This window comes from Billgrantia desiderata (assembly GCF_900108215.1).
GTDB classification, from domain to species: Bacteria; Pseudomonadota; Gammaproteobacteria; order Pseudomonadales; family Halomonadaceae; genus Halomonas; species Halomonas desiderata.
Genome location: NZ_FNVC01000019.1, coordinates 57,257 through 78,942 on the forward strand (window position 1 = coordinate 57,257; position 21,686 = coordinate 78,942).

21 protein-coding genes are annotated in these 21,686 nt (G+C 65.6%); 12 read left to right on the forward strand and 9 right to left on the reverse strand.

From position 1 onward, the window contains the following. The first annotated feature begins 205 nt into the window (after window positions 1–205). The 4 genes from C4S71_RS16020 to C4S71_RS16035 all read left to right on the forward strand — a co-directional run bounded on the left by C4S71_RS16020 (window position 206) and on the right by C4S71_RS16035 (window position 4,317). Window positions 206–1,213, forward strand: a complete 1,008-nt coding sequence (locus C4S71_RS16020; RefSeq protein ID WP_103969814.1) for a helix-turn-helix domain-containing protein — start codon at window positions 206–208, stop codon at window positions 1,211–1,213. Window positions 1,214–1,464: 251 nt separating this feature from the next. Further along, a complete protein-coding gene (locus C4S71_RS16025) occupies window positions 1,465–2,499 on the forward strand; it encodes a TRAP transporter substrate-binding protein (protein WP_103969815.1) in 1,035 nt (344 codons plus the stop codon). A 14-nt stretch (window positions 2,500–2,513) separates the two neighbouring features. After that, complete coding sequence (locus tag C4S71_RS16030; RefSeq protein WP_086508582.1) at window positions 2,514–3,038, forward strand: TRAP transporter small permease; 525 nt, start codon at window positions 2,514–2,516, stop codon at window positions 3,036–3,038. After that, complete coding sequence (locus tag C4S71_RS16035) at window positions 3,031–4,317, forward strand: TRAP transporter large permease (RefSeq protein WP_103969816.1); 1,287 nt, start codon at window positions 3,031–3,033, stop codon at window positions 4,315–4,317. The genes C4S71_RS16030 and C4S71_RS16035 overlap by 8 nt, the downstream gene beginning before the upstream one ends. 102 nt (window positions 4,318–4,419) lie before the next feature. Here C4S71_RS16035 and C4S71_RS16040 read toward each other — a convergent pair whose 3' ends face one another. Beyond that, the gene (locus C4S71_RS16040) at window positions 4,420–5,328 is read right to left on the reverse strand and encodes a helix-turn-helix domain-containing protein (RefSeq protein ID WP_103969817.1); all 909 of its coding nucleotides are present in this window, start codon (window positions 5,326–5,328) and stop codon (window positions 4,420–4,422) included. A 139-nt stretch (window positions 5,329–5,467) separates the two neighbouring features. On the opposite strand from C4S71_RS16040, the gene pobA reads away from it, so the two are divergent. The 5 genes from pobA (at window position 5,468) to C4S71_RS16065 (ending at window position 11,213) form a co-directional block, all read left to right on the forward strand. Next, window positions 5,468–6,652, forward strand: a complete 1,185-nt coding sequence (gene pobA, locus C4S71_RS16045) for a 4-hydroxybenzoate 3-monooxygenase (protein ID WP_103969818.1) — start codon at window positions 5,468–5,470, stop codon at window positions 6,650–6,652. A 255-nt stretch (window positions 6,653–6,907) separates the two neighbouring features. Next, window positions 6,908–7,834 carry a Bug family tripartite tricarboxylate transporter substrate binding protein gene (locus tag C4S71_RS16050; protein WP_191223224.1) on the forward strand — a complete coding sequence of 309 codons (927 nt, stop codon included), beginning with the start codon at window positions 6,908–6,910 and terminating at the stop codon, window positions 7,832–7,834. Between the two features lie 72 nt (window positions 7,835–7,906). Continuing rightward, the gene (locus tag C4S71_RS16055) at window positions 7,907–8,407 is read left to right on the forward strand and encodes a tripartite tricarboxylate transporter TctB family protein (protein ID WP_103969819.1); all 501 of its coding nucleotides are present in this window, start codon (window positions 7,907–7,909) and stop codon (window positions 8,405–8,407) included. Between the two features lie 30 nt (window positions 8,408–8,437). Continuing rightward, complete coding sequence (locus C4S71_RS16060; RefSeq protein WP_103969820.1) at window positions 8,438–9,943, forward strand: tripartite tricarboxylate transporter permease; 1,506 nt, start codon at window positions 8,438–8,440, stop codon at window positions 9,941–9,943. A 46-nt stretch (window positions 9,944–9,989) separates the two neighbouring features. Then, a complete protein-coding gene (locus tag C4S71_RS16065) occupies window positions 9,990–11,213 on the forward strand; it encodes a CaiB/BaiF CoA transferase family protein (protein ID WP_103969821.1) in 1,224 nt (407 codons plus the stop codon). A gap of 6 nt (window positions 11,214–11,219) precedes the next feature. Here the strand turns inward: C4S71_RS16065 and C4S71_RS16070 are convergent, their stop codons facing one another. The 8 genes from C4S71_RS16070 to C4S71_RS16105 form a co-directional block, all read right to left on the reverse strand. Continuing rightward, the gene (locus C4S71_RS16070) at window positions 11,220–11,933 is read right to left on the reverse strand and encodes an SDR family NAD(P)-dependent oxidoreductase (protein WP_103969822.1); all 714 of its coding nucleotides are present in this window, start codon (window positions 11,931–11,933) and stop codon (window positions 11,220–11,222) included. A 114-nt stretch (window positions 11,934–12,047) separates the two neighbouring features. After that, window positions 12,048–12,725, reverse strand: coding sequence for a nitroreductase (locus C4S71_RS16075; protein WP_103969823.1), 678 nt, complete (start codon window positions 12,723–12,725; stop codon window positions 12,048–12,050). 61 nt (window positions 12,726–12,786) lie between these two features. Next, complete coding sequence (locus tag C4S71_RS16080) at window positions 12,787–14,010, reverse strand: ABC transporter substrate-binding protein (protein ID WP_103969824.1); 1,224 nt, start codon at window positions 14,008–14,010, stop codon at window positions 12,787–12,789. Window positions 14,011–14,104: 94 nt separating this feature from the next. After that, window positions 14,105–14,659: a MarR family winged helix-turn-helix transcriptional regulator gene (locus tag C4S71_RS16085; protein WP_103969825.1), complete on the reverse strand. Its 555-nt coding sequence runs from the start codon at window positions 14,657–14,659 to the stop codon at window positions 14,105–14,107. Next, window positions 14,656–15,795, reverse strand: coding sequence for a cyclohexanecarboxyl-CoA dehydrogenase (gene aliB, locus C4S71_RS16090; RefSeq protein ID WP_103969826.1), 1,140 nt, complete (start codon window positions 15,793–15,795; stop codon window positions 14,656–14,658). The genes C4S71_RS16085 and aliB overlap by 4 nt, the downstream gene beginning before the upstream one ends. 25 nt (window positions 15,796–15,820) lie before the next feature. Then, window positions 15,821–16,618: an enoyl-CoA hydratase-related protein gene (locus tag C4S71_RS16095; RefSeq protein ID WP_086508572.1), complete on the reverse strand. Its 798-nt coding sequence runs from the start codon at window positions 16,616–16,618 to the stop codon at window positions 15,821–15,823. Window positions 16,619–16,665: 47 nt separating this feature from the next. Further along, entirely contained in the window at window positions 16,666–17,433 is a 768-nt protein-coding gene (locus tag C4S71_RS16100; RefSeq protein WP_103969827.1) for an SDR family NAD(P)-dependent oxidoreductase, read from the reverse strand. Between the two features lie 43 nt (window positions 17,434–17,476). Then, window positions 17,477–19,123, reverse strand: a complete 1,647-nt coding sequence (locus C4S71_RS16105) for an AMP-binding protein (protein WP_103969828.1) — start codon at window positions 19,121–19,123, stop codon at window positions 17,477–17,479. A gap of 239 nt (window positions 19,124–19,362) precedes the next feature. Here C4S71_RS16105 and C4S71_RS16110 point away from each other — a divergent pair, with 239 nt between their 5' ends. The 3 genes from C4S71_RS16110 (at window position 19,363) to C4S71_RS16120 (ending at window position 21,684) form a co-directional block, all read left to right on the forward strand. After that, window positions 19,363–20,241 (forward strand): enoyl-CoA hydratase/isomerase family protein, encoded by an 879-nt coding sequence (locus tag C4S71_RS16110; protein ID WP_103969829.1) that lies wholly within the window; start codon window positions 19,363–19,365, stop codon window positions 20,239–20,241. Between the two features lie 118 nt (window positions 20,242–20,359). Beyond that, window positions 20,360–20,734, forward strand: coding sequence for a cupin domain-containing protein (locus C4S71_RS16115; protein WP_103969830.1), 375 nt, complete (start codon window positions 20,360–20,362; stop codon window positions 20,732–20,734). A 197-nt stretch (window positions 20,735–20,931) separates the two neighbouring features. Then, the gene (locus C4S71_RS16120; protein ID WP_103969831.1) at window positions 20,932–21,684 is read left to right on the forward strand and encodes an enoyl-CoA hydratase-related protein; all 753 of its coding nucleotides are present in this window, start codon (window positions 20,932–20,934) and stop codon (window positions 21,682–21,684) included. Window positions 21,685–21,686: the final 2 nt, after the last annotated feature.

The following is a 21,686-nucleotide window of genomic DNA, read 5'->3' on the forward strand; positions in this document are numbered from 1 at the left end:
GTTGTTTACGTCTGCTGTTTCGTCCGGGGGTAACGACCATTCAGCCTCGCCATGCCATGCCGGTCTTGCGTATCCGTGCAGAGACGTTGTCGAATCCTGCAGCGATCGCTTGCCAAGTCGGGTCGTCTTGGACCACCCTGTATGTCGAGTTTGTTGTAAGTGGCAATAAATAACGTCAATAACAATTGCTACGGAGACGCCGGAGATGAACGCCTTCGCCCCTCGGCGCGATGCGCGTCCCGCTGGGATGCCGTCGCCAGCCCCATCCGACGCCAGCCTGTGTGCCACCAGCCTGCGCACCACCAGTCTGGAGCGCTTCGTCAGCGCCAGCGGCGCTCATCTGCCGCCTTTGGAGGTCGTACCCCAGACAGCGACATTCCGCGCCAGCCTGCGGGGCCGAAACCTGCACAGCGGTCAGCTGATTCAGCTGGCCAGCTCACCGGTGCGGGTCACGCGTACGCCGCGCCTGGCCAGTCACACCAGCGCCGACCACACCTTCAAGCTGGTGTGGCAACTGCAGGGTGGGGCCGAGATGGAGCAGGGCAACCGCACCATCCGCCTGGGGGCCGGGCAGATGGCGGTCTATCGCCTCTCGACGCCCTACCGCCTGCATACCTTCGGCGATTATCGCGTGCTGATGCTGAGCCTCGACCTGGCCGACATGCCGGAGTGGCGGCAGCTGGCCGAACGCTGCCAGGGGCAGGTGCTGCCGTGGGACGCCGCCGTGCAGGGAGCCCTGGCGGCGCTGCGTTCGCAGCTGGTGTGGGGTGACGACCCCATGGTGGCAAAGGTGGAGGAGGTGGCGCTCGAACTCGTCTTCGACTTCCTCTGGCGGCGTCAACGCCAGCAGTTGCACTGCGCCCCCATGCCGAGCGAGCGGCTGGTCAGGGCGCGGCGCCTGGTGCTGGAGCGGCTCGCCGACCCGACCCTGGCGCCGGAGGATCTGGCCAGCGCCCTGAACCTGTCGATGCGCGCGCTCTACGACGAATTTCGTCGTCATCAGCTGGCGCCGCCGGCCACCTTCATTCGCGAGCTGCGTCTGGAACGCTGCTATCTGGCGCTGCTGGACGCCGCGAATCGACGCAACACCATCACCCACATTGCCCTGGAGCATGGCTTCGTCGACGGCGCACACTTTGCCCGGATATTCCGCCAGCGCTACGGAATCTCACCCGTGGAACTGCGCAGGCGGCAGGGGTCGCTGGAGCACTGAGATCACGGCACGTTCCCTTGTCTCTGTCACGCCGCCTTTGAAAAGTCCAAATTAATATTCCTTTTGTCCTTTTTTATGGGCAAATGGGTGCTTTTCCTTTGTCATAAGCAACGGAAAATCCAAGCGACATAGACTAATGTCGATTATCGAGAGGGGCAGTGGTGGGGTAGCTTAGTCGATAAGCCGAACGTGTGTTCGTTTTGCGAACAATGGCGCTGAGAATCGACTACAACGACCCCGGAGGCACCCTCATGAACCGTGTCCTGTCCCGCTGCCTGCTGGCGGCTTCCATCGCTGGGCTCACTGCCGCGTCCGCCGCGCAGGCCTCCACCACCCTGCGCATGTCGCACTTCTGGCCGGACGGTTCCGGCATCAACCAGGAGATCTTCCAGGCCTGGGCCGATGCCGTGCAGGAAGCCTCCGGCGGTGAGCTCACGATCGAGAACTATCCGTCCCAGACCCTGACCCGCGCCGACCAGGCTTATCAGGGCGCGGTCAACGGCATCTCCGACATCGCCATCACCGCCCAGGGCTACACCGCGGGTCGCTTCCCGCTGTCGCAGATCGTCGAGCTGCCGGGGGTTTCCGATACCGCCAGCCAGGGCGCCTGCATTCTGCAGACCCTCTACGACGACGGCCACATTGCCAGCGAGTACGACGACACCAAGGTGCTGTTCATGTTCACCACGGGGCCGGGCTACCTGCACACCGTGGATAACGACATCCAGTCGCCGGCCGACCTTTCCGGCCTGCGTATTCGCCGCCCCACTGCCGTGGCCGGCGAGATGCTCGAGCAGCTCGGCGCCCAGCCGGTCGGCATGCCGGCGCCGGACATCTACACCTCGCTGCAGCGCGGCGTGATCGACGGCCTGAGCTTCCCGTGGGAGGGCATGAAGGTCTTCCGTCTCAACGAGCTGGCCAACTACCACACCCAGGTGCCGTTCTACTCGCTGATCTTCGTTGCCACCATGAACCAGCGCAGCTTCGACCGCCTGAGCGAAGAGCAGCAGGCGGCCATCGAGGCCAACATGGGCATGCAGTGGAGCGAAGTGGCCGGCGGCGTGTTCGACGGCCTGGATGAAGCAGGCAAGCAGGAAGCCGAGGAGGCCGGGCACACCATCCGCGTGATCGACAACCCGCTCGAGCACGACGACTGGGCCGGTCCGCTCAAGGCGGGGATCGAGAACTACCTCAGCGAGCTCGAAGGCCGCGGCCTGGACAATGCGCGTGAAGTCTATGAAGCCGCCATGGCGGCGCGCGAGGCCTGCTCGGTCGAGCAGAGCTGAGCCGGGAGGCCGTGATGCAACCCTTGCTTTTCGCAAGCCGCCAGCTGGCGCGCCTGTGCCTGCTGGTGGCAGGTCTGGCGCTGCTGGCGCTGATGAGCGTGACCATCGTCGACGTGCTGCTGCGCATGGCGTTCCGCCTCTCCGGCGGGGCGCTCAACTGGAGCGTGATCGGCAGCGTCGAGCTGGTGCGCTATCTGCTGATGTTCTCGCTGCTGGCGGCCATGGCCGCCAGCGTGGAGCGCAGCCAGGTGGTGGTCGAGGCCTTCTCCCACGGCCTTTCGCCGGTGCTCAAGGAGCGCCTGGGCGGTCTGTTCCTGTTCGGCTTCGTGGTGTTGGGGGCGGTCATGGCCATCGGTCTGTGGCAGGAGGCCGGTATCGCCTCCCAGCGCGGTCAGGTGACCCAGGATCTGCGAATCCCTATGGGGCCGATCTACCAGTTCGGTGCCGTGCTGTGCGCGCTGCTGGCGCTGCGCAGCCTGCTGCATGCCGTGCTGGGCGTCTTCTTCGCCACCGAGGGGGGAGGTGTCCACCATGAGTAGCGAGATGATCGGTGGCATCGGCCTGATCGGTCTGCTGGTACTGCTGATTCTGCGGGTGCCGGTGGCGCTGGCGATGCTGATCGTCGGCGTGGTGGGCTTCGCCCAGGTGATCTCCTGGGGAGCGGCGCTCTCGATGGTCAAGTCGGTGCCGGTGGACGTGCTTTCGAGCTACAGCTTCAGCGCCATTCCGATGTTCATCCTGATGGGGGTGCTGGCCGCCCATTCGGGTATGGCGGGCATGCTGTTCAATTCCACGCGCACCATCTGCGGCGGCTGGAAGGGCGGCATGGCGATCGCCACGGTGGGCTCCTGCGGTGTCTTTTCGGCGATCTCCGGTTCGTCGCTGGCCACCGCCAGCACCATGACCCGGGTAGCCCTGCCGGAAATGGAGAAGCACGGCTACAAGCGCTCGCTGGCCACCGGCACGCTGGCCGCCGGCGGCACCCTGGGCATCATGATCCCGCCCAGCATCGCCCTGCTGATCTACGCGGTGATCACCGAGCAATCCGTCGGCGACATGTTCGCCGCGGGTATCATCCCGGGCCTGATGGGGCTGCTCTTCTATGCATTGACGGTCAGCGTGGTGATGCGCATCTGGCCCGACATGGCGGTGCCGGGCGAGCCCACCTCGCTGGGCGAGAAGCTGCGCTCGATCTCCGGGCTGCTGCCGTTCTTCGCCGTGTTCGTGATCATCATTGCCGGCATCTACCAGGGCATGTTCACGCCCACCGAAGGGGCCAGCGTGGGAGCCTTCGCCACCATGCTCTACGCCTTCTACAAGGGCATGCGCCTGGCCGGGCTGTGGCAGAGCGTGCGGGAGACCCTGGCGCTCTCGGCGGTGGTGTTCTTCATGCTGGTAGGGGCCGAGACGCTGGGCTACTTCATCTCGGTGTCGCGCATCTCCTTCACCATCAGCACCTTCCTCGGCGGGCTGGACGTGCCGACCATCGTCATTCTGCTGCTGATTCTGCTGCTCTACTTCGTGCTCGGCATGTTCATGGATTCCATCGCCATGCTGGTGATCACGGTGCCGGTGGTGTTCCCGATCATCACCATGCTCGGCATCGATCCGGTGTGGTTCGGCATTCTCACCGTGCTGACGGTGGAGCTGGGGCTGGTGACGCCACCGGTGGGCATGAACGTGTTCGTGATCAAGGCGATGGCGCCCCATGTGGGGCTGGGCGAGATCTACCGCGGTGTGGCGCCCTTCATCGTCGCCGACCTGCTGCGCCTGGCGCTGTTGATTGCCTTTCCGGTGCTATCGCTATGGATGCTCTAGTTTCTGCCCGAATACTGGCTGCGCTCGTCGACTTTTCAGGCAGAGCCTAGCCTCGCACCTTTGATCTCCTGCCCCGGTTCAGCCTGTCTGACCGGGGCCTTTTCATATGGGCGAGGCTTTGGCGTGCTGGCGCAGGCGGAAGTCCCGCGGCGAGAGCCCGGTGTTGCGCTTGAAGAAACGGGTGAAGTAGGCCGGTTCGGAGAAGCCGAGGCTGTCGGCGATCTGGCTGATGGTCATGTTGGTGTAGGTGAGCTGGCGCTTGGCCTCCAGCAACAGGCGTTCGTGGAGCAGCTGCAGCGCACTGCGATTCGCCAGGCGGCGGCACAGGGCATTGAGGTGCGCGCTGCTCATGCCGAGCCACTCGGCAAACTGCTCGACGCTGGGCTGCTGGCGGTACTGCGCCTCGATCAGCGTCTGGTACTGGGCAAGGTGCTCGTGGCCGCGGTCGCGGCTCCGTGGCTCCGCGGTGGCGGGGCCGTGCGGTTCGGCCAGGCGCGCGAGCTCCACGCACAGGGCCTGCACCAGCGCACCCAGCATGCGGTGGCGGCCCGCGGCGGGCTGGCGGTACTCGGCGTCGATTTGCGCTACCAGCGTGGCCAGGCGGTGCGCCTGAGTCGCCTGTTCCAGCGGAAAGTAATTGGCCTGACGCAGCGTCTTGGCCTGCTCCTCGAGCTGCTGGCTGAGCTGTTCGGCCAGCGGCTGGGCCAGGGTGACGATATGCCCTTCGACATCCTGCGAGAAGCGGAAGCCGTGGATGCTCATGGCCGGCACCACGATGGCCAGCGGCCCGCCCAAGGCATGCTGGGTGCCCTCCAGCTCCAGTTCGACCTGTCCGCTGGCGATGTGCAGCACGTGCACCAGATCGGCGTGCCGGTGGGGGCGGATGTGCCAGTCGTGTAGCCGGCTGCGCTCGGGGATCGATTCGCAGTGCAGCAGGTCCGGCGTCGGCCAGGGGTGGGTCTCGCCGTAGAGCTTGAACACGGGCACCGAGGCGTGGGGTGTGTTCGACATGAGGGCACCTGTACGACTAAAGTCGATAAAGGATGTGCGAAAAGTCCAACTATTGATCTTTATCTTGCCTTAATAGCCTCGCCCTTTCATTGAAAAATGCAACTCGTGTGTCGCCCCTGACAACAATGAGGCTTTTTTCATGAAGACCCAGGTAGCCATCATCGGTGCTGGCCCCTCCGGGCTGCTGCTCGGCCAGCTGCTGAGCCGCCAAGGCATCGACAACGTGATCCTCGAGCGCAAGAGCGGCGAGTACGTGCTCAGCCGCATTCGCGCCGGCGTGCTGGAACAGGGCATGGTCGACCTGCTGCGTGAAGCGGGCGTCGATGCGCGCATGAACGAGGAGGGCCTGCCCCACGACGGCGTCGAGCTGGCCTTCGACAACCGCCGCGTGCGCATCGACCTGGCCGGGCTGACCGGCGGCAAGACGGTGATGGTCTACGGCCAGACGGAAGTGACCCGCGACCTGATGGAGGCCCGCGAGGCCGGCGGCGGCACGACGATCTACGAGGCCGACAACGTGCAGCCCCACGATCTCGAAACCGACGCTCCCTACGTCACCTTCGAGAAGGACGGCGAGACCGTGCGCCTCGACTGCGACTACGTGGCCGGCTGCGACGGCTTCCACGGCGTATCGCGCCAGTCGATCCCCAAGGACCGCATCAAGGAGTTCGAGAAGATCTACCCGTTCGGCTGGCTGGGCCTGCTGGCCGATACGCCGCCGGTCTCCGATGAGCTGATCTACGCCCGCCACGAGCGCGGCTTCGCCCTGTGCAGCATGCGCTCGCCGACCCGCAGCCGCTACTACGTGCAGGTGCCGCTGGACGAGAAGGTCGAGGACTGGTCCGACGAGCGCTTCTGGGCGGAGCTCAAGCGGCGCCTGCCCGAGGAAGTGGCGGCCAAGCTGGTCACCGGCCCTGCGCTGGAGAAGAGCATCGCACCGCTGCGCAGCTTCGTGGTCGAGCCCATGCAGTACGGCAGGCTGTTCCTGGTCGGCGATGCCGCCCACATCGTGCCGCCCACCGGCGCCAAGGGGCTCAACCTCGCCGCCAGCGACGTCAACACGCTCTACCGGCTGATGGTGAAGGTGTATCAGGAGGGCCGCACCGACCTGATCCCCAACTACTCGCAGACCTGCCTGAAGCGCATCTGGAAGGCCGAGCGCTTCTCCTGGTGGATGACCTCGCTGCTGCACAAGTTCTCCGACGAGGAGGACTTCGAGACCCGCATGCAGCAGGCCGAACTGGACTATCTCACGTCTTCGGAGGCGGGCCTCAAGACCATCGCCGAGAACTACGTGGGCCTGCCCTACGAGTCGCTCGAGTAGCGTTATTCCTTGCTCCTCCTTGCCCGGGCTGTGGTGGTTGGCCCGGGCTTTTTCATGCCTGCCGAGACACTCGCTAAGACTAAGGTCGGGTTTGGAGCCCGGGCGCAACCCAGTACTCTCGATTCGATAACGAATAAGTGTGCGCTTTGCGAACAATTTCAAACGACGATGCGAGGTGGCGTGATGGCTGGTGTGCAAAAGAGCTTGTTGAAAAAGGTGTGCCTTGCGGCATGCGGTGGTGGCCTGGCGGTGGCAATGTCCGTTTCTACGGCCCATGCCAACGAGTGGCCGACCGGCGATGTGCGTCTGGTCGTGCCCTATGCCCCGGGTGGTACCACCGACGTACTGTCGCGTCGTGTGGCCGACCTGCTGCAGGATGAGCTCGACGCCAACGTTGTGGTGGAGAATCGGCCGGGAGCGGGTTCCACCGTGGCCACCGGTCGCCTGGCGCGCGGTGGGCGCGACGCCGCTCATACCATTCTGATGGCCTCGCCCGGACATACCATCGGGGCGGCGATCTATCCCGACCTCGACTACGATCCGGTCGAGGATTTCGTCTTCCTGCAGAACCTGATCGACATCCCCAACGTGATGGTGGTGCCGGCCAGCAGCCCCTATGACAGCGTCGAAGAGTTCGTCGAGGCGGCCCGCGAGCAGAACATGACCTTCAGCCACAGCGGCGTGGGTAGCTCCATTCACATGTCGGGAGAGCTGTTCAAGACGCTGACCGAGACCAACCTGACCGCCGTGCCGTTTGCCGGCAGCGGTGCGGCTCTTCCGGCTCTGCTGGGAGGCGATGTCGACGTCTCCTTCGAGAACATGCCGACCGTGCTGTCCCATATCCGCTCAGGCGACCTCAAGGCGCTGGCGGTGACCTCCGCCGAGCGTTCCGAGCATCTGCCCGACGTGCCCACCCTGGTGGAAGTCGGTGACTACAACCTGGATCAGTTCGTGACCACCGCCTGGTTCGGCCTGATCGCTCACGAGTCCTTCTCCGAGGAGGCTCAGGAGGCCATGCGCACCGCGCTCGATGCCGTGATGCAGCGCGAGGAGTTCGTCAGCTTCGCGGACCAACTGGGTGCCGAGCCGGGCCAGGTGGCCGGCGAGGAGTTCAAGCAGTTCATCGCCCAGGAGGTCGAGCGCTGGCAGGAAGTGGCCGAGCAGGCCGGCATCAGTCAGTAAGCGAGTCGACCGCTTTCACCGTTCGCTGAGGCGAGGCTCCGTCCTCGCCTCACCTGTCCTCTGGAGGGTGTCATGTCGTCCTCGTCGTCAAAGCGTGTCATGGCGGTTCGCGACCCCGGAGACGTTCTCTCGGGGTGTGTGCTGCTGGTCGCTTCCGCCATCCTGCTGTTCTACCTGATACCCAACTACATCAGCGAACCGCCCATCATGCAGAGCCCGCTGATGTCGCCGCGCTGGCTGCCGCGCATCGTGGGCGGGCTGATGCTGCTCTTCTCCTGCCTGCTGATCGTGCAGGGGCTGCTGGTGGACAACACCGACAAGGAGGATGGGCGCCGTATCGAGAAGGGGCCCAGGCTGCGCTTCGCCATGATGGTGGCGGCGCTGGTCGTCTACGTGACGCTGTTCGAGGCGCTGGGGGCGGTGATCAGCGGCATCCTGGCCACCTTGATCCTGTTTGCGGCTCACCCGGTCAGGACCTGGTGGGTCTACAGCCTGGCTTTCGTTTTCCCTGCCGCCGTCGCCTTCGTCTTCGTGAAGGTCATGAACGTGCCGCTGCCGCTGATGCCGTTCTGACGGCAGGCGCTACTGCCCCTGGGTGAATGCATGGATATGTTTTCGGAAGTGCTCCATCTCTTTCTCAGCCTGGACAACTTCCTGGCCATTGCGCTGGGGGTCGTCATCGGCGTCGTGGTCGGCTCGATTCCAGGGCTGACCGCCACCATGGCAGTCGCGCTGGCGCTGCCGTTCACCTTCACCATGGAGCCGGTGGCGGCCATCCTGCTGCTGGTGGGCATCTACAAGGGCGGCATGTACGGCGGCTCCATCACGGCCATCCTGATCCGCACCCCGGGCTCGCCGGCATCCGCCTGCACGCTGCTCGACGGCTACCCCATGGCCCAGCAGGGCCACGCCAAGAAGGCGCTCAAGACGGCGCTCTACTCCTCGGTGATCGCCGACTTCATCTCCAACATCGCGCTGATCTTCTTCGCCGCCTATCTGGCCAAGATCGCGCTCAACTTCGGTGCGCCGGAGTTCTTCTGGCTGATCTGCTTCTCGCTGACCATCATCATCTCGCTGGCCAGCGGCTCGATGATCAAGGGCCTGCTCGCCGCCTTGATGGGCATCCTGCTCTCGCTGGTGGGACTGGACGAGGTCTACGGCTCCCAGCGGTTGACCTTCGGCAACTACAACCTGATGGATTCGATCTCGTTCATCCCGCTGCTGATCGGGCTGTTCGCCATTCCCGAGATCATCGAGTTCTATCGCAAGAAGGCGCTGCCGCACCTCAAGGCCAAGGCCAGCGGGGTGGGCATGACCCTGGCGGAGCTCAAGCGCTGCCTGAAGAGCATCATTCGCGGCAGCCTGATCGGCGTGATCATCGGCGCGATTCCCGGCACCGGGGCCACCGCCGCGGCCTTCATCTCCTACAGCGACGCCCGCCGCCGCTCGCCCAACCGCGACAACTTCGGCAAGGGCGAGGTGGAAGGCGTGGCCGCCGCCGAGGCGGGCAACAACGGGGTGGCCGGGGCGACCATGATTCCGCTGCTGTCGCTGGGCATTCCCGGCGACGTGATCACCGCCATCATCCTCGGCGCCTTCATGGTCCACGGCCTGACCCCGGGCCCGATCATGTTTCAGGAGAACCTGACGCTGATCTACGCGCTGTTCGTCGGCATCATGTTCAGTTCGCTGGTGCTGCTGGTGGTGGGCAACGGGGCGATCAAGTACTTCTCGCTGATCGCCGACATTCCCAAGTCGATCCTCTTCCCCATCGTGCTGATGTTCTGCGTCTACGGCGCCTACGCGGTGAACAACGACACCTTCGACGTGTGGCTGATGCTGGGCTTCGGCGTGCTCGGCTACATCTTCAACCGGGCGGCGATTCCGGCGGCACCGTTCTTGATCGGCTTCATTCTCGGGCCGATGTTCGAGGACAACCTGCGCCGCTCGCTGCTGATCGGGCACAACGATCTCGCGATCTTCGTCCGCGGTCCGATCACCTGGTTCTTCATCGCCCTGACGCTGGGTTCGATCCTGCTGGCGATCTATCGCTATGTCGCGGCGCGCCGTCAGTCCGTCAGCGCCGGCGCGACGCAGGAGAGCCCGTGAGCAATATCGAACCCACGGGCGCAACGCAAGGATCGGGAGAGGTGATATGGCAGGACCGCTGACAGGCCTGCGCGTGCTCGACCTGAGCCGGGTGATGGCCGGCCCCTGGTGCACCCAAATACTCGCCGACATGGGCGCCGAGGTGATCAAGGTCGAGCGCCCGGTGAGCGGCGACGACACGCGGCACTGGGGGCCGCCCTGGCTCGAGGATCGCGACGGCAACGAGACCCGCGAATCCGCCTATTATCTCTCGGCCAACCGCGGCAAGCACTCGGTGACCGTGGACATGGGCCAGCCCGAAGGGCAGGCGCTGATCCGTGAGCTGGCCGCCCAGAGCGACATCCTGGTGGAGAACTTCAAGCGCGGTGGCCTGGCGCGCAAGGGGCTCGACTACGCCACCCTGGAAGCGATCAATCCCGGGTTGATCTACTGCTCCATCACCGGTTTCGGCCAGACCGGGCCGATGGCCGCCCTGGCCGGCTACGACTACCTGATCCAGGCCCAGGGCGGCCTGATGAGCATCACCGGCGCCGCCGACGGCGAGCCCGGCGCGGGACCGCAGCGAGTCGGCATGGCCGTAGCGGACCTCACCACCGGCATGAACGCGACCATCGCCATTCTCGGCGCGCTGCATCATCGTCACCTGACCGGCGAAGGGCAGTACATCGACATGGCCCTGCTCGACGTGCAGGTGAGCTGGCTGGCCAACCAGGCACAGAACTACTTCTGCAGCGGTACGCCACCCACCCGCACCGGCGAGTACCACCCCAATCTGGTGCCCTACCAGCCGTTCCCCACCGCCGACGGCGAGAAGGTCATCATCGCCATCGGCAACGACGGCCAGTTCCAGCGCTTCTGCCAGGCGGTGGGGCGGCCGGAGCTGGCCGAGGACCCGCGCTTTGCGACCAATCCCGAGCGGGTCCGGCATCGCCTCGAGCTGGTACCGATCATGGTCGAGATCACCCGCAGCCGTACCGCCGCCGAATGGATCTCACTGCTGGGCGAGATCGCCGTGCCCTGCGGGCCGATCCAGAACATCGCACAGGTCTTCGACGACCCCCAGGTCAAGGCGCGGGAAATGAAGATCGAGCTGGAGTCGCGCCACGGGCCGGTGCCCGGCGTGGCCAACCCGATCAAGTACTCGCGTACGCAGCTGGAGTATCGCAAGGCGCCGCCGGCACTGGGCGAGGATACCGAGGCCGTGCTGGCGCGGCTGCTCGGCAAGGCGCCGGCGGAGATCGCCGGGTTGCGCCAGCGCGGTGTGATCTAGCGCGGATCAGCCGACGCTGACGCCGCCGCAGACGAACAGGGTCTGGCCGGTGACGAAACCGCTGCGCTCGTCGCAGAAGAAGCTCACCGCCTGGGCCACGTCTTCGGGCTGGCCCATGCGCCGCGCCGGGATGTTGTCGATGATGCGTCGTGCGCGCTCCGAATCCGGCGGGTTGTTCTCCCAGAAGGCGCTGGTGGCGATGGGGCCGGGGGCGACGCAGTTGACCGTGATGCCGTCGCCGGCCAGCTCCAGCGCCCAGGTGCGGGCCATGGATTGCAGCGCACCCTTGGTCGCGCTGTAGAGGCTGCGGGCCTCCTTGCCCAGCACCACGCGACTGGCATTGATCACGATGCGGCCGTGGCGCCGCTCGCGCATGCCCGGCAGCAGCGCCTGAGTGCAGACCAGCGCCGAGCGCACGTTGAGGTGCATCAGGCGATCGAAGTCCTCCACTCGCGTGTCGTCGAGTAGCGCCGGCGCGACGATCCCCACGTTGTTGACCAGACAACCTACGCTGTGAGCCGCGACGATTTCGGCGAGTACCTCGCGGGTCGCTTCCACCTCGGCGAGATCGACCAGCCGGGCATCGGCCCTGAGCGATTCCGCCTCGGGCTCGACGATGTCCAGCACGATGGTGCGATAGCCGTCCTGTTGCAGGCGCAGGGCGATGGCCTGGCCGATGTTGCGGGCGCCGCCGGTGACGATTGCGCAGGGTTCGCTCATGTGCGGCTCCGTTTTGGCTGTCGGTGTGCGTTATGCGTACGTTAGTTCGCTATGTTTTCGCTCCGACAGCCGTATCACAACCCGACCTTCGTCTCGATGGCGACAGTGAGCCAGTCAGTCGGTCTCGAAGCCGTGAAACGTGGCGACGTTCTCCACCGGTTCACGCTCGGTGATGAAGTGGTTCTCCGGGGCCTCGGGGGCCTCGTGGCCCACGGCGATGGCGCACAGCACCAGTTCGCTGTCGGCGAGCCCCAGCTGTGCACGGATGATCCGGTGATACCAGGCCAGCGCGGCCTGGGCGCAGGTGTGCAGGCCCTGGCCTCGGGCGGCGGTCATCAGGCTCTGGATCAGCATGCCGGCATCCATGTAGCTGCCGGTCTCGAGGCGTCGGTCGATGGTCACGATCATGGCCACCGGGGCATCGAAGAAGAGGAAGTTGCGGCGCATCTGCTCATGGCGCCGGGCCTTGTCTTCACGCCTTATGCCAAGGGTCTCGTAGAGGCCGTAGCCGCAGCGCTGGCGGCGCTCGCGATAGGGTTCGAACCACTGGGTGGGGTAGTAGGTGTACTCAGGTTGATGCTCCTCGCCGCTGTCGAAGGCGGCGAGAATGGCAGCGCTGAGCCGGTGCAGTGCTTCACCCGCCACCACGTGAACCTGCCACGGCTGAATATTGTTGCCGCTGGGCGCGCGTCCGGCGACTTCGATGATGTGGGCCAGCGTGTCGCGGCTGACCGGATCAGGCAAGAAGCGGCGAACGGACTTGCGGCTGCGGATGGCGTCGTCGACGTGCATGGGCTCTCCTCATCCTTCTCTTCAGAAGCCGGGCCGCCCTCATCGGCGGCCCGGCAGGCGCTCAGGAATTGACCAGGTGACAACCGCTCTGCGCCAGCGGCAGAAAGGCCTCGTCTCCCGGGATGGTACGTACGATGCGGTAGAGATCCCACTCGCCTTCGGACTCGGCGGGCGACTTCACTTCCACCAGGTACATGTCGTGGACCATGCGCCCATCCTCGCGGATCACGCCGTTGGAAGTGAACATGTCGTTGACCGGCGTCTCGCCCATCCAGGCACGCAGCGTGGCGGCATCGTCCGTGCCGGTGGCCTCGATGGCATTGAGGTAGTGCATGGAACTCGAGTAGACGCCTGCCTGGACCATGGTCGGCATGCTGCCCATGCGCTCGTAGTAGCGCTGGGCCCAGGCGCGGGCCTCGTCGTTCATGTCCCAGTACCAGCCGGTGGTGAGCTGCATGCCCTGGGTGGTCTCCAGGCCCAGCGCGTGGATGTCGTTGAGAAACACCATGAGGCCTGCCAGGGCCTGGCCCGACTCTGCCAGGCCGAACTGGCCGGCAGTATTGATGGCGTTGACCGTGTCGGCGCCGGCGTTGGCCAGGCCGACGATCTTCGCCCCGGAGCCCTGGGCCTGCAGCATGTAGGAGGAGAAGTCGGCGGTGTTGAGCGGGTGGCGTACCTTGCCCAGCACCTTGCCGCCACTCGCTTCCACCACTTTCTCTACATCGGCCTCCAGCGAGTGGCCGAAGGCGTAGTCGGCAGCGATGATGAACCAGCTGTCGCCGCCTTCCTCGACGATGGCCCGGGCCGAGCCGTTGGACATGGCGTGGGTGTCGTAGACCCATTGAATGTGATTGGGCGTGCAGTGCTCGTTGGTCACGCTGAGCGCGGCGGCGCCGGATACCATGCCGATCTTGTCGTGCTCGGCCAGCAGCCGGGTGGCGGCGATGGTCACCGACGAGGCGACCAGCCCCGCCACCATGTCGACGTTGCGCTGGTCGATCCACTCGCGCACGGTGTTGGCGCCCACGTCGGCGCTGTTGCGGTCGTCGGCGCTGAACACCTCGATGGGGGCGCCGTGAATGCTGCCGCCGTGGTCCTCCACGGCCATGCGCAGCGCTTCCAGCCCGCCGGGGCCGGCCAGGTCGCGGTAGGGACCGGACATGTCGGCGAGGTAGCCGATGCGGATCGCGTCATCGCTGATCTCGGCCTGGACAGCGCCGGCGGCAAGGGTCACGGCCAGGCCCAGCAGGCCGCTTTTCAGGGTGAATTGGCGTTTTGCGGACATACGAACTCTCCTACCTCGTCGCAAGACGAGGCTATTTGTTGTTGGCGTTGTGGGGTCGTGCGTCGTGAAGGGGTGCGTTTGGGCTCTGGGTGGTTCAGCTCTCCTCGCGCTCGGCGGTGGGGGCATCCTGCATGGCGATGGCCTCCAGGTCCTTCTGGAACTTGTTGAGGTAGTGCAGCAGGCTCACCGTCTCGTCGAAGGTGAAGTTGGCAAGCCCCTGGGCATAGAACTCGTGGATCTTCGGCTGCAGGCTCTCCCAGAAGGCGCGGCCCTTGTCGGTGAGCAGGATCAGCCGGGCGCGCTTGTCGTCGGGATGAGGGATGCGCTTGACGTGATCGTCCCGCTCCAGCCGCTTGAGCACGCCGTCGAGGTTCTGGCGGCTGACGATCAGGTACTCGGTGAGCTGATTGAAGGAGATGCCGTCTTCATATCCCTTGCGCGACAGGGCGCCGAGCACGGCCCACTGGACCGTGCTCAGGCCGACCTGGCCCACCGTCTGCTTCTGCAGGATGTTGCTGGCCTGGAAGAGACGGAAGAACAGCCGGTTGGCCACGCTCTTGTCGTCCTGAATCGCCATCGATGGCACTCCTTTGTCGAGCAGCGCCGCCAGGCGGGAGTCAGGGCGTCCGGTCGCGATGAGGCTGGTCATCTGGGCACCGCCTGGCGGGCGATGATGTTTTTCATGATTTGGGCGGTACCGTCGCCGATCTGCAGTCCCAGCACGTCGCGCATGCGCTGGGAGAAGGGCATGTCCTCGCCCCAGCCGGTATGGCCGTGGGCCAGCATGCACTGCTTGACCACGTCGAAGGCGAGCTTCGGCCCCCACCACTTGTTCATTGCCGCCTCGCTGGTGTGGGGCAGTTCGTTGTCCTTCAGCCACAGCGCGTAGTAGCACTGCAGACGGGCGGCCTGAACGTAGGTCTGGTACTCCGCCAGCGGATGGGTCAGGCCCTGGAAGGCGGCGAGCTTGTGGCCGAAGGCCTCGCGCTCGGTGAGCCACTGCCAGGTTTCGTCCAGCGACTGTTGGGCCACCGCCAGGCACTGCAGGCCGATCAGCGCGCGGCTGTAGTCGAAGCCCTGCATCACCTGCTTGAAGCCCTGCCCCTCGTCGCCGAGCATGTGATCGGCCGGTACCGCGACATTGTCGAAGAAAATCGAGCCCCGGCCAATGGCGCGCTGTCCCGAGTCCTCGAAGCGGCTGGTGGAGATGCCGGGCGAATCCATCGGCACCAGGAAGGCGCTGATGCCGTTGGCGCGCTGTTCCTGGGTGCCGGTGCGGGCGAATACCACCGCCACGTCGGCCTGGTCGGCCATGGAGATCGAGGTCTTTTCGCCGCTGAGCAGAAAGCGCTCGCCGTCGCGGGTGGCCTTGAGCTTGAGGTTGGCGGCGTCGGAACCGCCGTGGGGCTCGGTCAGCGCAATACAGGCGATCTTGCGCCCGGCGGTGATGCCGCCGAGCCACTCTCGGGCCAGCTCGGGGCGGGCGTAGCGGGCGATGATCTGGCCGTTGAGCGAGGCCAGCAGCGGCAGGTAGGCGACGTTGAAGTCGCCGCGGGCGATCTCCTCGACGATGATGCCGCTGGTCACGCAGTCCAGGCCGCTGCCGCCGTACGCCTCGGGCAGCTCGCCGCCCAGACAGCCCATCTCGCCGAGCTGGACGACGATCTCGCGCTCGATGCGCGCCTCCTGCTCGCGGGCCCGGTAGCGCGGGGCCAGGGCGTCGGCGGCCAGCCGCGCCACGCTCTCGCGAATGGCCTGCTGCTGTTCGGTAAAGGCAAAGTTCATGCTGTCATCCTCGCGGCAGGGGCCGTCACTTGTAGAACTTTCTGAACTCGGGCCGGCGCTTCTCCTTGAAGGCGGCCACCCCTTCCCGCGACTCGTCGGTCTCGTAGTAGAGACTCAGCGCCTGCATGCCCAGCGCGCCGATGCCGGCGATGTTCTCGCTGTCGGCATTGAACGAGCGCTTGGCGATGGAAAGCGCGGTGGGGCTCTTCTCGAGGATCTCGTCGCACCATCGGCGCACCTCTTCGTCGAGCTGCTCGGGCGGCACCACGGCGTTGACCAGGCCCCACTCCAGCGCCTGGGCGGCGCTGTACTTGCGGCACAGGTACCAGATCTCGCGGGCGCGCTTCTCGCCGATCACCCGGGCGAGGTAGGCGGTGCCGAAGCCCGGGTCCACCGAGCCCACCTTGGGGCCCACCTGGCCGAAGATGGCAGTCTCGGCAGCGATGGAGAGATCGCACACCACGTGCAGCACATGGCCGCCGCCGATGGCGAAGCCGTTGACCCGGGCAATCACCGGCTTGGGCACCTGGCGGATCAGCGTCTGCAGCTCCTCCACCGGCAGGCCGATGATGCCGCGGCCGTCGTACTGGCCCTCGTGGGCGCCCTGGTCACCGCCGGTGCAGAACGCCTTGTCGCCGGCGCCGGTGAGCACGATCACGCCCACCGATTTGTCCCAGCCGGCGCGGTTGAAGGCGTCGAGCAGCTCCATGCAGGTCTGGCCACGGAAGGCGTTGTAGCGCTCCGGGCGGTTGATGGTGATGGTCGCCACGCCGTCGGTGACGTCATAGAGAACGTCTTCGTAGTTCGGTGTCTGCAGTGTCATGAGTGTCTTCCTGAAAGCGTTGTGGGGCTGAAAGCGTCGCGGGGGCGTCAGCCCGCCATCGTGAGGCCGCCGGAAACGCTGATGACCTGGCCGGTGATGAAATCGGCGTCGTCGCTGGCGAGCAGGGCGATGATTCCCGGGTAGTCCTCGGGCTGGCCGATACGGCGCATGGGCACCGCGTTGCGGAACGCCTCGAGCAGCTTCTCCGGGTCGCGTGAGGTCTCGGCAAAGCCCTGCAGCAGCGCAGTGTCGGTGGGGCCCGGGCAGACCACGTTGAGGGTCACGCCCTTGGTCGCGAGCTCCCGGGCCAGGGTCTTGCTCAGCCCCAGCAGGCCGGCCTTGCAGGCGGCGTAGACGGCTTCGCCGGAGGAGCCGACCCGGGCGGCGTCGGAAGCGACGTTGATCACCTTGCCGCCGCCGGCCTCGATCATCCGCGGCAGCACTACGTGGTGCATATTGAGCGCGCCGGTGAGGTTCACCGCGATCAGCGACTCCCACAGCGCCGGCTCGGTCTTGAGGAACGGCATGAAGCGATCGAAGCCGGCGTTGTTGACCAGTACCCGGGGCACGCCGAGTTCGGCCTCGAGGCGCTCGACCGTGTCGACGATGGCGGCGTAGTCGGTGATGTCGGCGCCATAGGCGCGGGCCTGGCCGCCGGCTTCGGCGATCACCTCCACGGTGCGGCGGGCGGCGTCGAGATCGCGGTCGAGCACCGCCACCTTGCTGCCTTCCGCGGCGAAGCGGCAACACACTGCGCGGCCGATGCCGCCGCCGCCACCGGTGACGATGACGGTCTTGTCCTGAAGTCCTCTCATGCAGCTCTCTCTCGTTGCGGATTGGGTAGGCGACGGCCTCGCGTCACGCCACGTTCTGGGTGGCCTGCTCGCGTAGCTTGAATTTCTGGATCTTTCCCGAGGGCGTGCGCGGCAGCTCGTCGAGCACCACCAGGAACTCCGGCTGGTACTGGCGTGTCACCTGGCGCTCGCTGAGAAAGGCGATGACATCCGTGAGCGTCAGCGACTCGACGCCTTCCTTTAGGGTGACGTAGGCGCACAGCCGCTCGCCCAGGCGCTCGTCGGGACGGCCCACCAGGGCCACGGCCTGGATTGCCGGGTGCTGGTAGAGCGCGTTTTCGATGTCGACGATGGGAATGTTCTCGCCGCCGCGGATCACCACGTCCTTGGAACGTCCGGTGATGCGCACATAGCCCTGCTCGTCGAGGCGGGCCAGGTCGCCGGTGGGAAACCAGCCCTCGGCGTCGACGCCGTAGAGCGCCGGCTGCTTGAAGTAGCCGACGAACAGGCTGGCGCCACGAACATAGAGAGGCCCCTCCTGGCCGGGCGGCAGGGTATTGCCCTCCAGGTCGGTGACTTTCAGCTCCATGAAGGGCAGGGGCAGGCCGTCGGTGTGCACGGCGCGAGAGGGGGCGTCGCCGGGGCGAGTGGTGGTCACCGCGCCGTTCTCGGTCATTCCCCAGGCGGAGATGATGCGCGTCGGCAGGTTGCGTGCGGCCTTCTCCACCAGCGGGCTGGGAATCGGTGCGCCGGCACACATGAACAGCTTGAGCGACTGCAGGTCAGGACCGTGGGCCTCGGCCTGCTCGGCGATGTCGGCCAGGAAGGGCGTGGAGCCGAGCATCAGGCTGGGCCGCTCGGCACGAATGATGTCGACGGCCTCGGCCGGTTTCCAGGTGTCCTGCAGCACCGCGGTGGCCTGGAGGTAGACGGGCAGCATCAGGCCGTAGAGAAAGCCGAGCTGGTGCGCCAGCGGCGAGGGCATGAACACCGTGTCGTCGTTGCCCAGCCCCAGCCGGGTGGCGAAGGGGCGGATGTGGCTCACCAGGGTGTTGGAGGTGTGCATCACCCCCTTGGGCTTGCCGGTGGTGCCGGAGGTGTAGAGCAGCTGCACCACGTCGTCGCCGCCAGGGCGGCGTTCGCGGAACAGCGCGGCGGTATCCGTTTCCCGCTCCCAGGCGCGCTCCAGCAGGGTGTTCTCGAAGCTGTCCGTCCCTTCGCCGCCTACCACCAGCACCTGTTCGAGGGCGGTGAGTTCAGCCTTCAGCCCCCGGGCCATGGCGGCGTGATCGAAGCCGCGAAACACGCCGGGCACGACGAATACCTTGCTCTCGGCCTGGGCCAGCATGAAGCGCAGCTCGTGTTCGCGGAAGATCGGCATCAGCGGATTGAGCACTGCGCCGATACGAATGCAGGCCAGGTGTAGCGCGGTCATCTGCCACCAGTTGGGCAGCTGGCAGGAGACCACGTCGCCCTTGGCCACGCCCAGGCCGGCCAAACCCGCCGCCATGCGGGTGACCTTCTCGTTCAGTTCGGCGTAGGACAGCGAGTCATGGCTGCCTTCGGCCACGCGGTAGGTGACGATGGCCGGGCGACCGGCGGCGCTGGCCACGGCCTCATCCAGATAATCTGTCAAGAGCATGTCATTCCAGGCGCCTAGCGCGACCATCGCTTGCCTGCGCTCGGGAGTCAGATTCGTCTCGATAGCCATACGAGCTCCTGATGTTGCCGTTGTTTCGTTGTTGTGGCGGGCGCCGGTGCTTGGTGCGGCTCGGCGCGTCTTGAGGCTCAAGCTAGGCGAGTCGAAATTTTATGTCAATACATTGTCTTTTATTTTGGTTTGGCTAAACTCTCTCCATGAGCTGGCAATGTCGCGAAGAAGTAGCTGTGACAATAAGTTGTCAGTAATGCTGCAAGAGCTGGCCCTTTAATCACACAGCGAGACGAGCCATGAGCCGAGCCGTGACCTTGATTCGCGAGGGCGACTGCGCGCGGATCACTCTGTTCAACCCGCCGGTCAATGCCTTGACCCAGCGGCTGCGCAGCGAGCTGCGCCGGGCCCTCATCGAAGCCGAGAACGACCCGAAGGTGAGGTGGATCCTGCTCAAGGCGGGAGGCCGCTGCTTCTCGGCGGGCGCCGACATGGGCGAGCTCGACCGGCTGCATGAAGCGCCCTCCCTGCCTGAGCTGACACTGGCCATTGAGAGCGGCACCAAACCCTGCGTGGCCTGGCTGCACGGTGCGGTACTCGGCGGCGGCCTGGAGCTGGCCATGGCCTGTCACTACCGGTTAGGTCCGCCCGAGCTGCGCCTGGGGTTGCCGCAGATCGCCCTGGGCTTGATTCCCTGCGCCGGCGGCACCCAGCGGCTGCCCCGGTTGATGGGGCTGACCGCCGCGCTGCACCTGCTGCTCTCGGGTGAGACCATCGGGGCGACCCAGGCACGACGGCTGGGGCTCATCGATGCCGTGACGCCGCGGCTGCACGTGGAGGCGCAGCAGCAGGCCGAGGCGTGGAAGCTGGCGGCGCAGGGGGTGAGACGAACCCGCGACCGGCGCATCAAGGTGCCCGTTGCCGATGCGGCCGGTTGGCTCGAGCGCCAGAGCCTCGCGCTACCTGACGAGGCGCGTGACAACCCGGCCTGCGCCAGACTGTTCAAAGCGTTGAAGACCGCCGTTTACCAACCCTTCGACGAAGGGCTGCGCCGCGAATGGGCGCTGCATCTGGAGTGCCTTTCCTTGCCGCAGCTGCAGGAGCGGGCAGAGGCACGACTGGCAGCACGGCGCCACGGTCGGCGTGCCCCGCGTCATCAATGGGCACGAGAGGGCTAGTCTGGACACTTCTCGTACCCGGGCCTTCAAACCGGGAGAGGCCTATCTCCTTCGCCCCGATGGTCTACTTTTCGAATAGCGCCAAGAAACGGCGTAACCGAACAACAAGGGGGGAGAAATGGAGACGAGGGAATATACGGCAATAGATATCGGCCAGAAGCTCAGCCTTGTCGATGAGCAGTGGTCGCCAAGAGTCGTGGCAGAGATGAACGACTACCAGTTCAAGGTCGTGAAGCTGAAGGGAGAGTTCGTCTGGCACGACCACCCTGACACCGACGAAACCTTCATCGTCATCAAGGGCAATTTGCGCATCGACTTTCGCGACGGTGCGGTGCATCTGGCGGCGGGGCAGATGTACGTCGTTCCCAAGGGGGTGGAGCACAAACCCTATGCCGAGGAGGAAGCGGAAGTGATGCTGATCGAGCCGCGCGGGGTTCTCAATACCGGCAATGCGGGAGGCGAACGCACTGCCTTGAACGACGTCTGGGTTTGAGCGGCATGACGCCGAAGAGGGATGCAAACGGGTAAGCAAGGAAGAGACATGAAGCGCTGAATGCCGGCAAGAGTGCGGCGGCTCGCTTGATCCGAACGCTGTGAAAGGCAGGACACGGCGCGGCTCGAAAACTTAGCTTACTTATTAATTTTTTCTTATGCTGTGGTCAGGCATTGGGTGTGAGAGGAGTGCGGATCATGGCAACCGACATCACCACGTCACGTCGTGAGGGCGGTATCGAGCTGCTCAGAATCAGCTGTCCCGAGCGGCGCAACATTCTGGACGCGGCGAGCTATGCGCGGTTGATCGAAGCGCTCGATGCGGCCGAGGCGGACGCCGAGGTCAAGGTGCTGGTCATCACCGGCAGCGAGAACTGCTTCACCGCCGGCAACGACCTGAACGATTACAAGGCACTGGCCAATGCCGAAAGCGTGCCGGCCATTGCCTTTCTGCGCCGCTTGCGTGCCTTTCCCAAACCCGTGGTGGCCGCCGCCGAGGGGTTGGCGCTGGGGCTCGGCACGTCGATCCTGCTGCACTGCGACTTCGCCTATGCCGGTCACTCGACCCGCTTCTGCCTGCCTTTCGTCAACCTGGCCCTGACGCCGCTGGGCGCCACTACCTACCTGCTGCCGCGCCTGGCCGGCGGCAAGGCCACCACGGCGATGCTGATGCTGGGCCAGCCGTTCACCGCGGCCCGTGCCGGTGAGCTGGGCCTGATCACCGACGTCGCCCCCGACGGCAAGGCGCTGATGCAGGCGCTCGACTGTGCCGAACGGCTCGTGGCCAAGCCCTTCGATACGCTGCTCGCCATCAAGGCGCTGCTGCGTGAGAGTGACGACGCTGCCGTCGAAGGCGCTTTCGCCAGAGAGGAGCGACGCTTGCTCGAGCGCTGCGGCTCGCCGGAGGCGCAGGGTGCCATCGACGCCTTCTTTGCCAGGCGTGGCCGCTGAAC

What these genes read in the sequence shown, in the direction of transcription:
- C4S71_RS16105 (WP_103969828.1), bottom strand. Translation starts at nt 19,123, where the DNA reads ATGGCTATCGAGACGAATCTGACTCCCGAGCGCAGGCAAGCGATGGTC.
- C4S71_RS16040 (WP_103969817.1), bottom strand. Translation starts at nt 5,328, where the DNA reads ATGTCGAACACACCCCACGCCTCGGTGCCCGTGTTCAAGCTCTACGGC.
- C4S71_RS16020 (WP_103969814.1), top strand. Translation starts at nt 206, where the DNA reads ATGAACGCCTTCGCCCCTCGGCGCGATGCGCGTCCCGCTGGGATGCCG.
- C4S71_RS16030 (WP_086508582.1), top strand. Translation starts at nt 2,514, where the DNA reads ATGCAACCCTTGCTTTTCGCAAGCCGCCAGCTGGCGCGCCTGTGCCTG.
- C4S71_RS16095 (WP_086508572.1), bottom strand. Translation starts at nt 16,618, where the DNA reads ATGACACTGCAGACACCGAACTACGAAGACGTTCTCTATGACGTCACC.
- pobA (WP_103969818.1), top strand. Translation starts at nt 5,468, where the DNA reads ATGAAGACCCAGGTAGCCATCATCGGTGCTGGCCCCTCCGGGCTGCTG.
- C4S71_RS16065 (WP_103969821.1), top strand. Translation starts at nt 9,990, where the DNA reads ATGGCAGGACCGCTGACAGGCCTGCGCGTGCTCGACCTGAGCCGGGTG.
- C4S71_RS16110 (WP_103969829.1), top strand. Translation starts at nt 19,363, where the DNA reads ATGAGCCGAGCCGTGACCTTGATTCGCGAGGGCGACTGCGCGCGGATC.
- C4S71_RS16085 (WP_103969825.1), bottom strand. Translation starts at nt 14,659, where the DNA reads ATGACCAGCCTCATCGCGACCGGACGCCCTGACTCCCGCCTGGCGGCG.
- C4S71_RS16050 (WP_191223224.1), top strand. Translation starts at nt 6,908, where the DNA reads ATGTCCGTTTCTACGGCCCATGCCAACGAGTGGCCGACCGGCGATGTG.
- C4S71_RS16120 (WP_103969831.1), top strand. Translation starts at nt 20,932, where the DNA reads ATGGCAACCGACATCACCACGTCACGTCGTGAGGGCGGTATCGAGCTG.
- C4S71_RS16055 (WP_103969819.1), top strand. Translation starts at nt 7,907, where the DNA reads ATGTCGTCCTCGTCGTCAAAGCGTGTCATGGCGGTTCGCGACCCCGGA.
- C4S71_RS16100 (WP_103969827.1), bottom strand. Translation starts at nt 17,433, where the DNA reads ATGAGAGGACTTCAGGACAAGACCGTCATCGTCACCGGTGGCGGCGGC.
- C4S71_RS16070 (WP_103969822.1), bottom strand. Translation starts at nt 11,933, where the DNA reads ATGAGCGAACCCTGCGCAATCGTCACCGGCGGCGCCCGCAACATCGGC.
- C4S71_RS16025 (WP_103969815.1), top strand. Translation starts at nt 1,465, where the DNA reads ATGAACCGTGTCCTGTCCCGCTGCCTGCTGGCGGCTTCCATCGCTGGG.
- C4S71_RS16075 (WP_103969823.1), bottom strand. Translation starts at nt 12,725, where the DNA reads ATGCACGTCGACGACGCCATCCGCAGCCGCAAGTCCGTTCGCCGCTTC.
- C4S71_RS16080 (WP_103969824.1), bottom strand. Translation starts at nt 14,010, where the DNA reads ATGTCCGCAAAACGCCAATTCACCCTGAAAAGCGGCCTGCTGGGCCTG.
- C4S71_RS16035 (WP_103969816.1), top strand. Translation starts at nt 3,031, where the DNA reads ATGAGTAGCGAGATGATCGGTGGCATCGGCCTGATCGGTCTGCTGGTA.
- C4S71_RS16115 (WP_103969830.1), top strand. Translation starts at nt 20,360, where the DNA reads ATGGAGACGAGGGAATATACGGCAATAGATATCGGCCAGAAGCTCAGC.
- aliB (WP_103969826.1), bottom strand. Translation starts at nt 15,795, where the DNA reads ATGAACTTTGCCTTTACCGAACAGCAGCAGGCCATTCGCGAGAGCGTG.
- C4S71_RS16060 (WP_103969820.1), top strand. Translation starts at nt 8,438, where the DNA reads ATGGATATGTTTTCGGAAGTGCTCCATCTCTTTCTCAGCCTGGACAAC.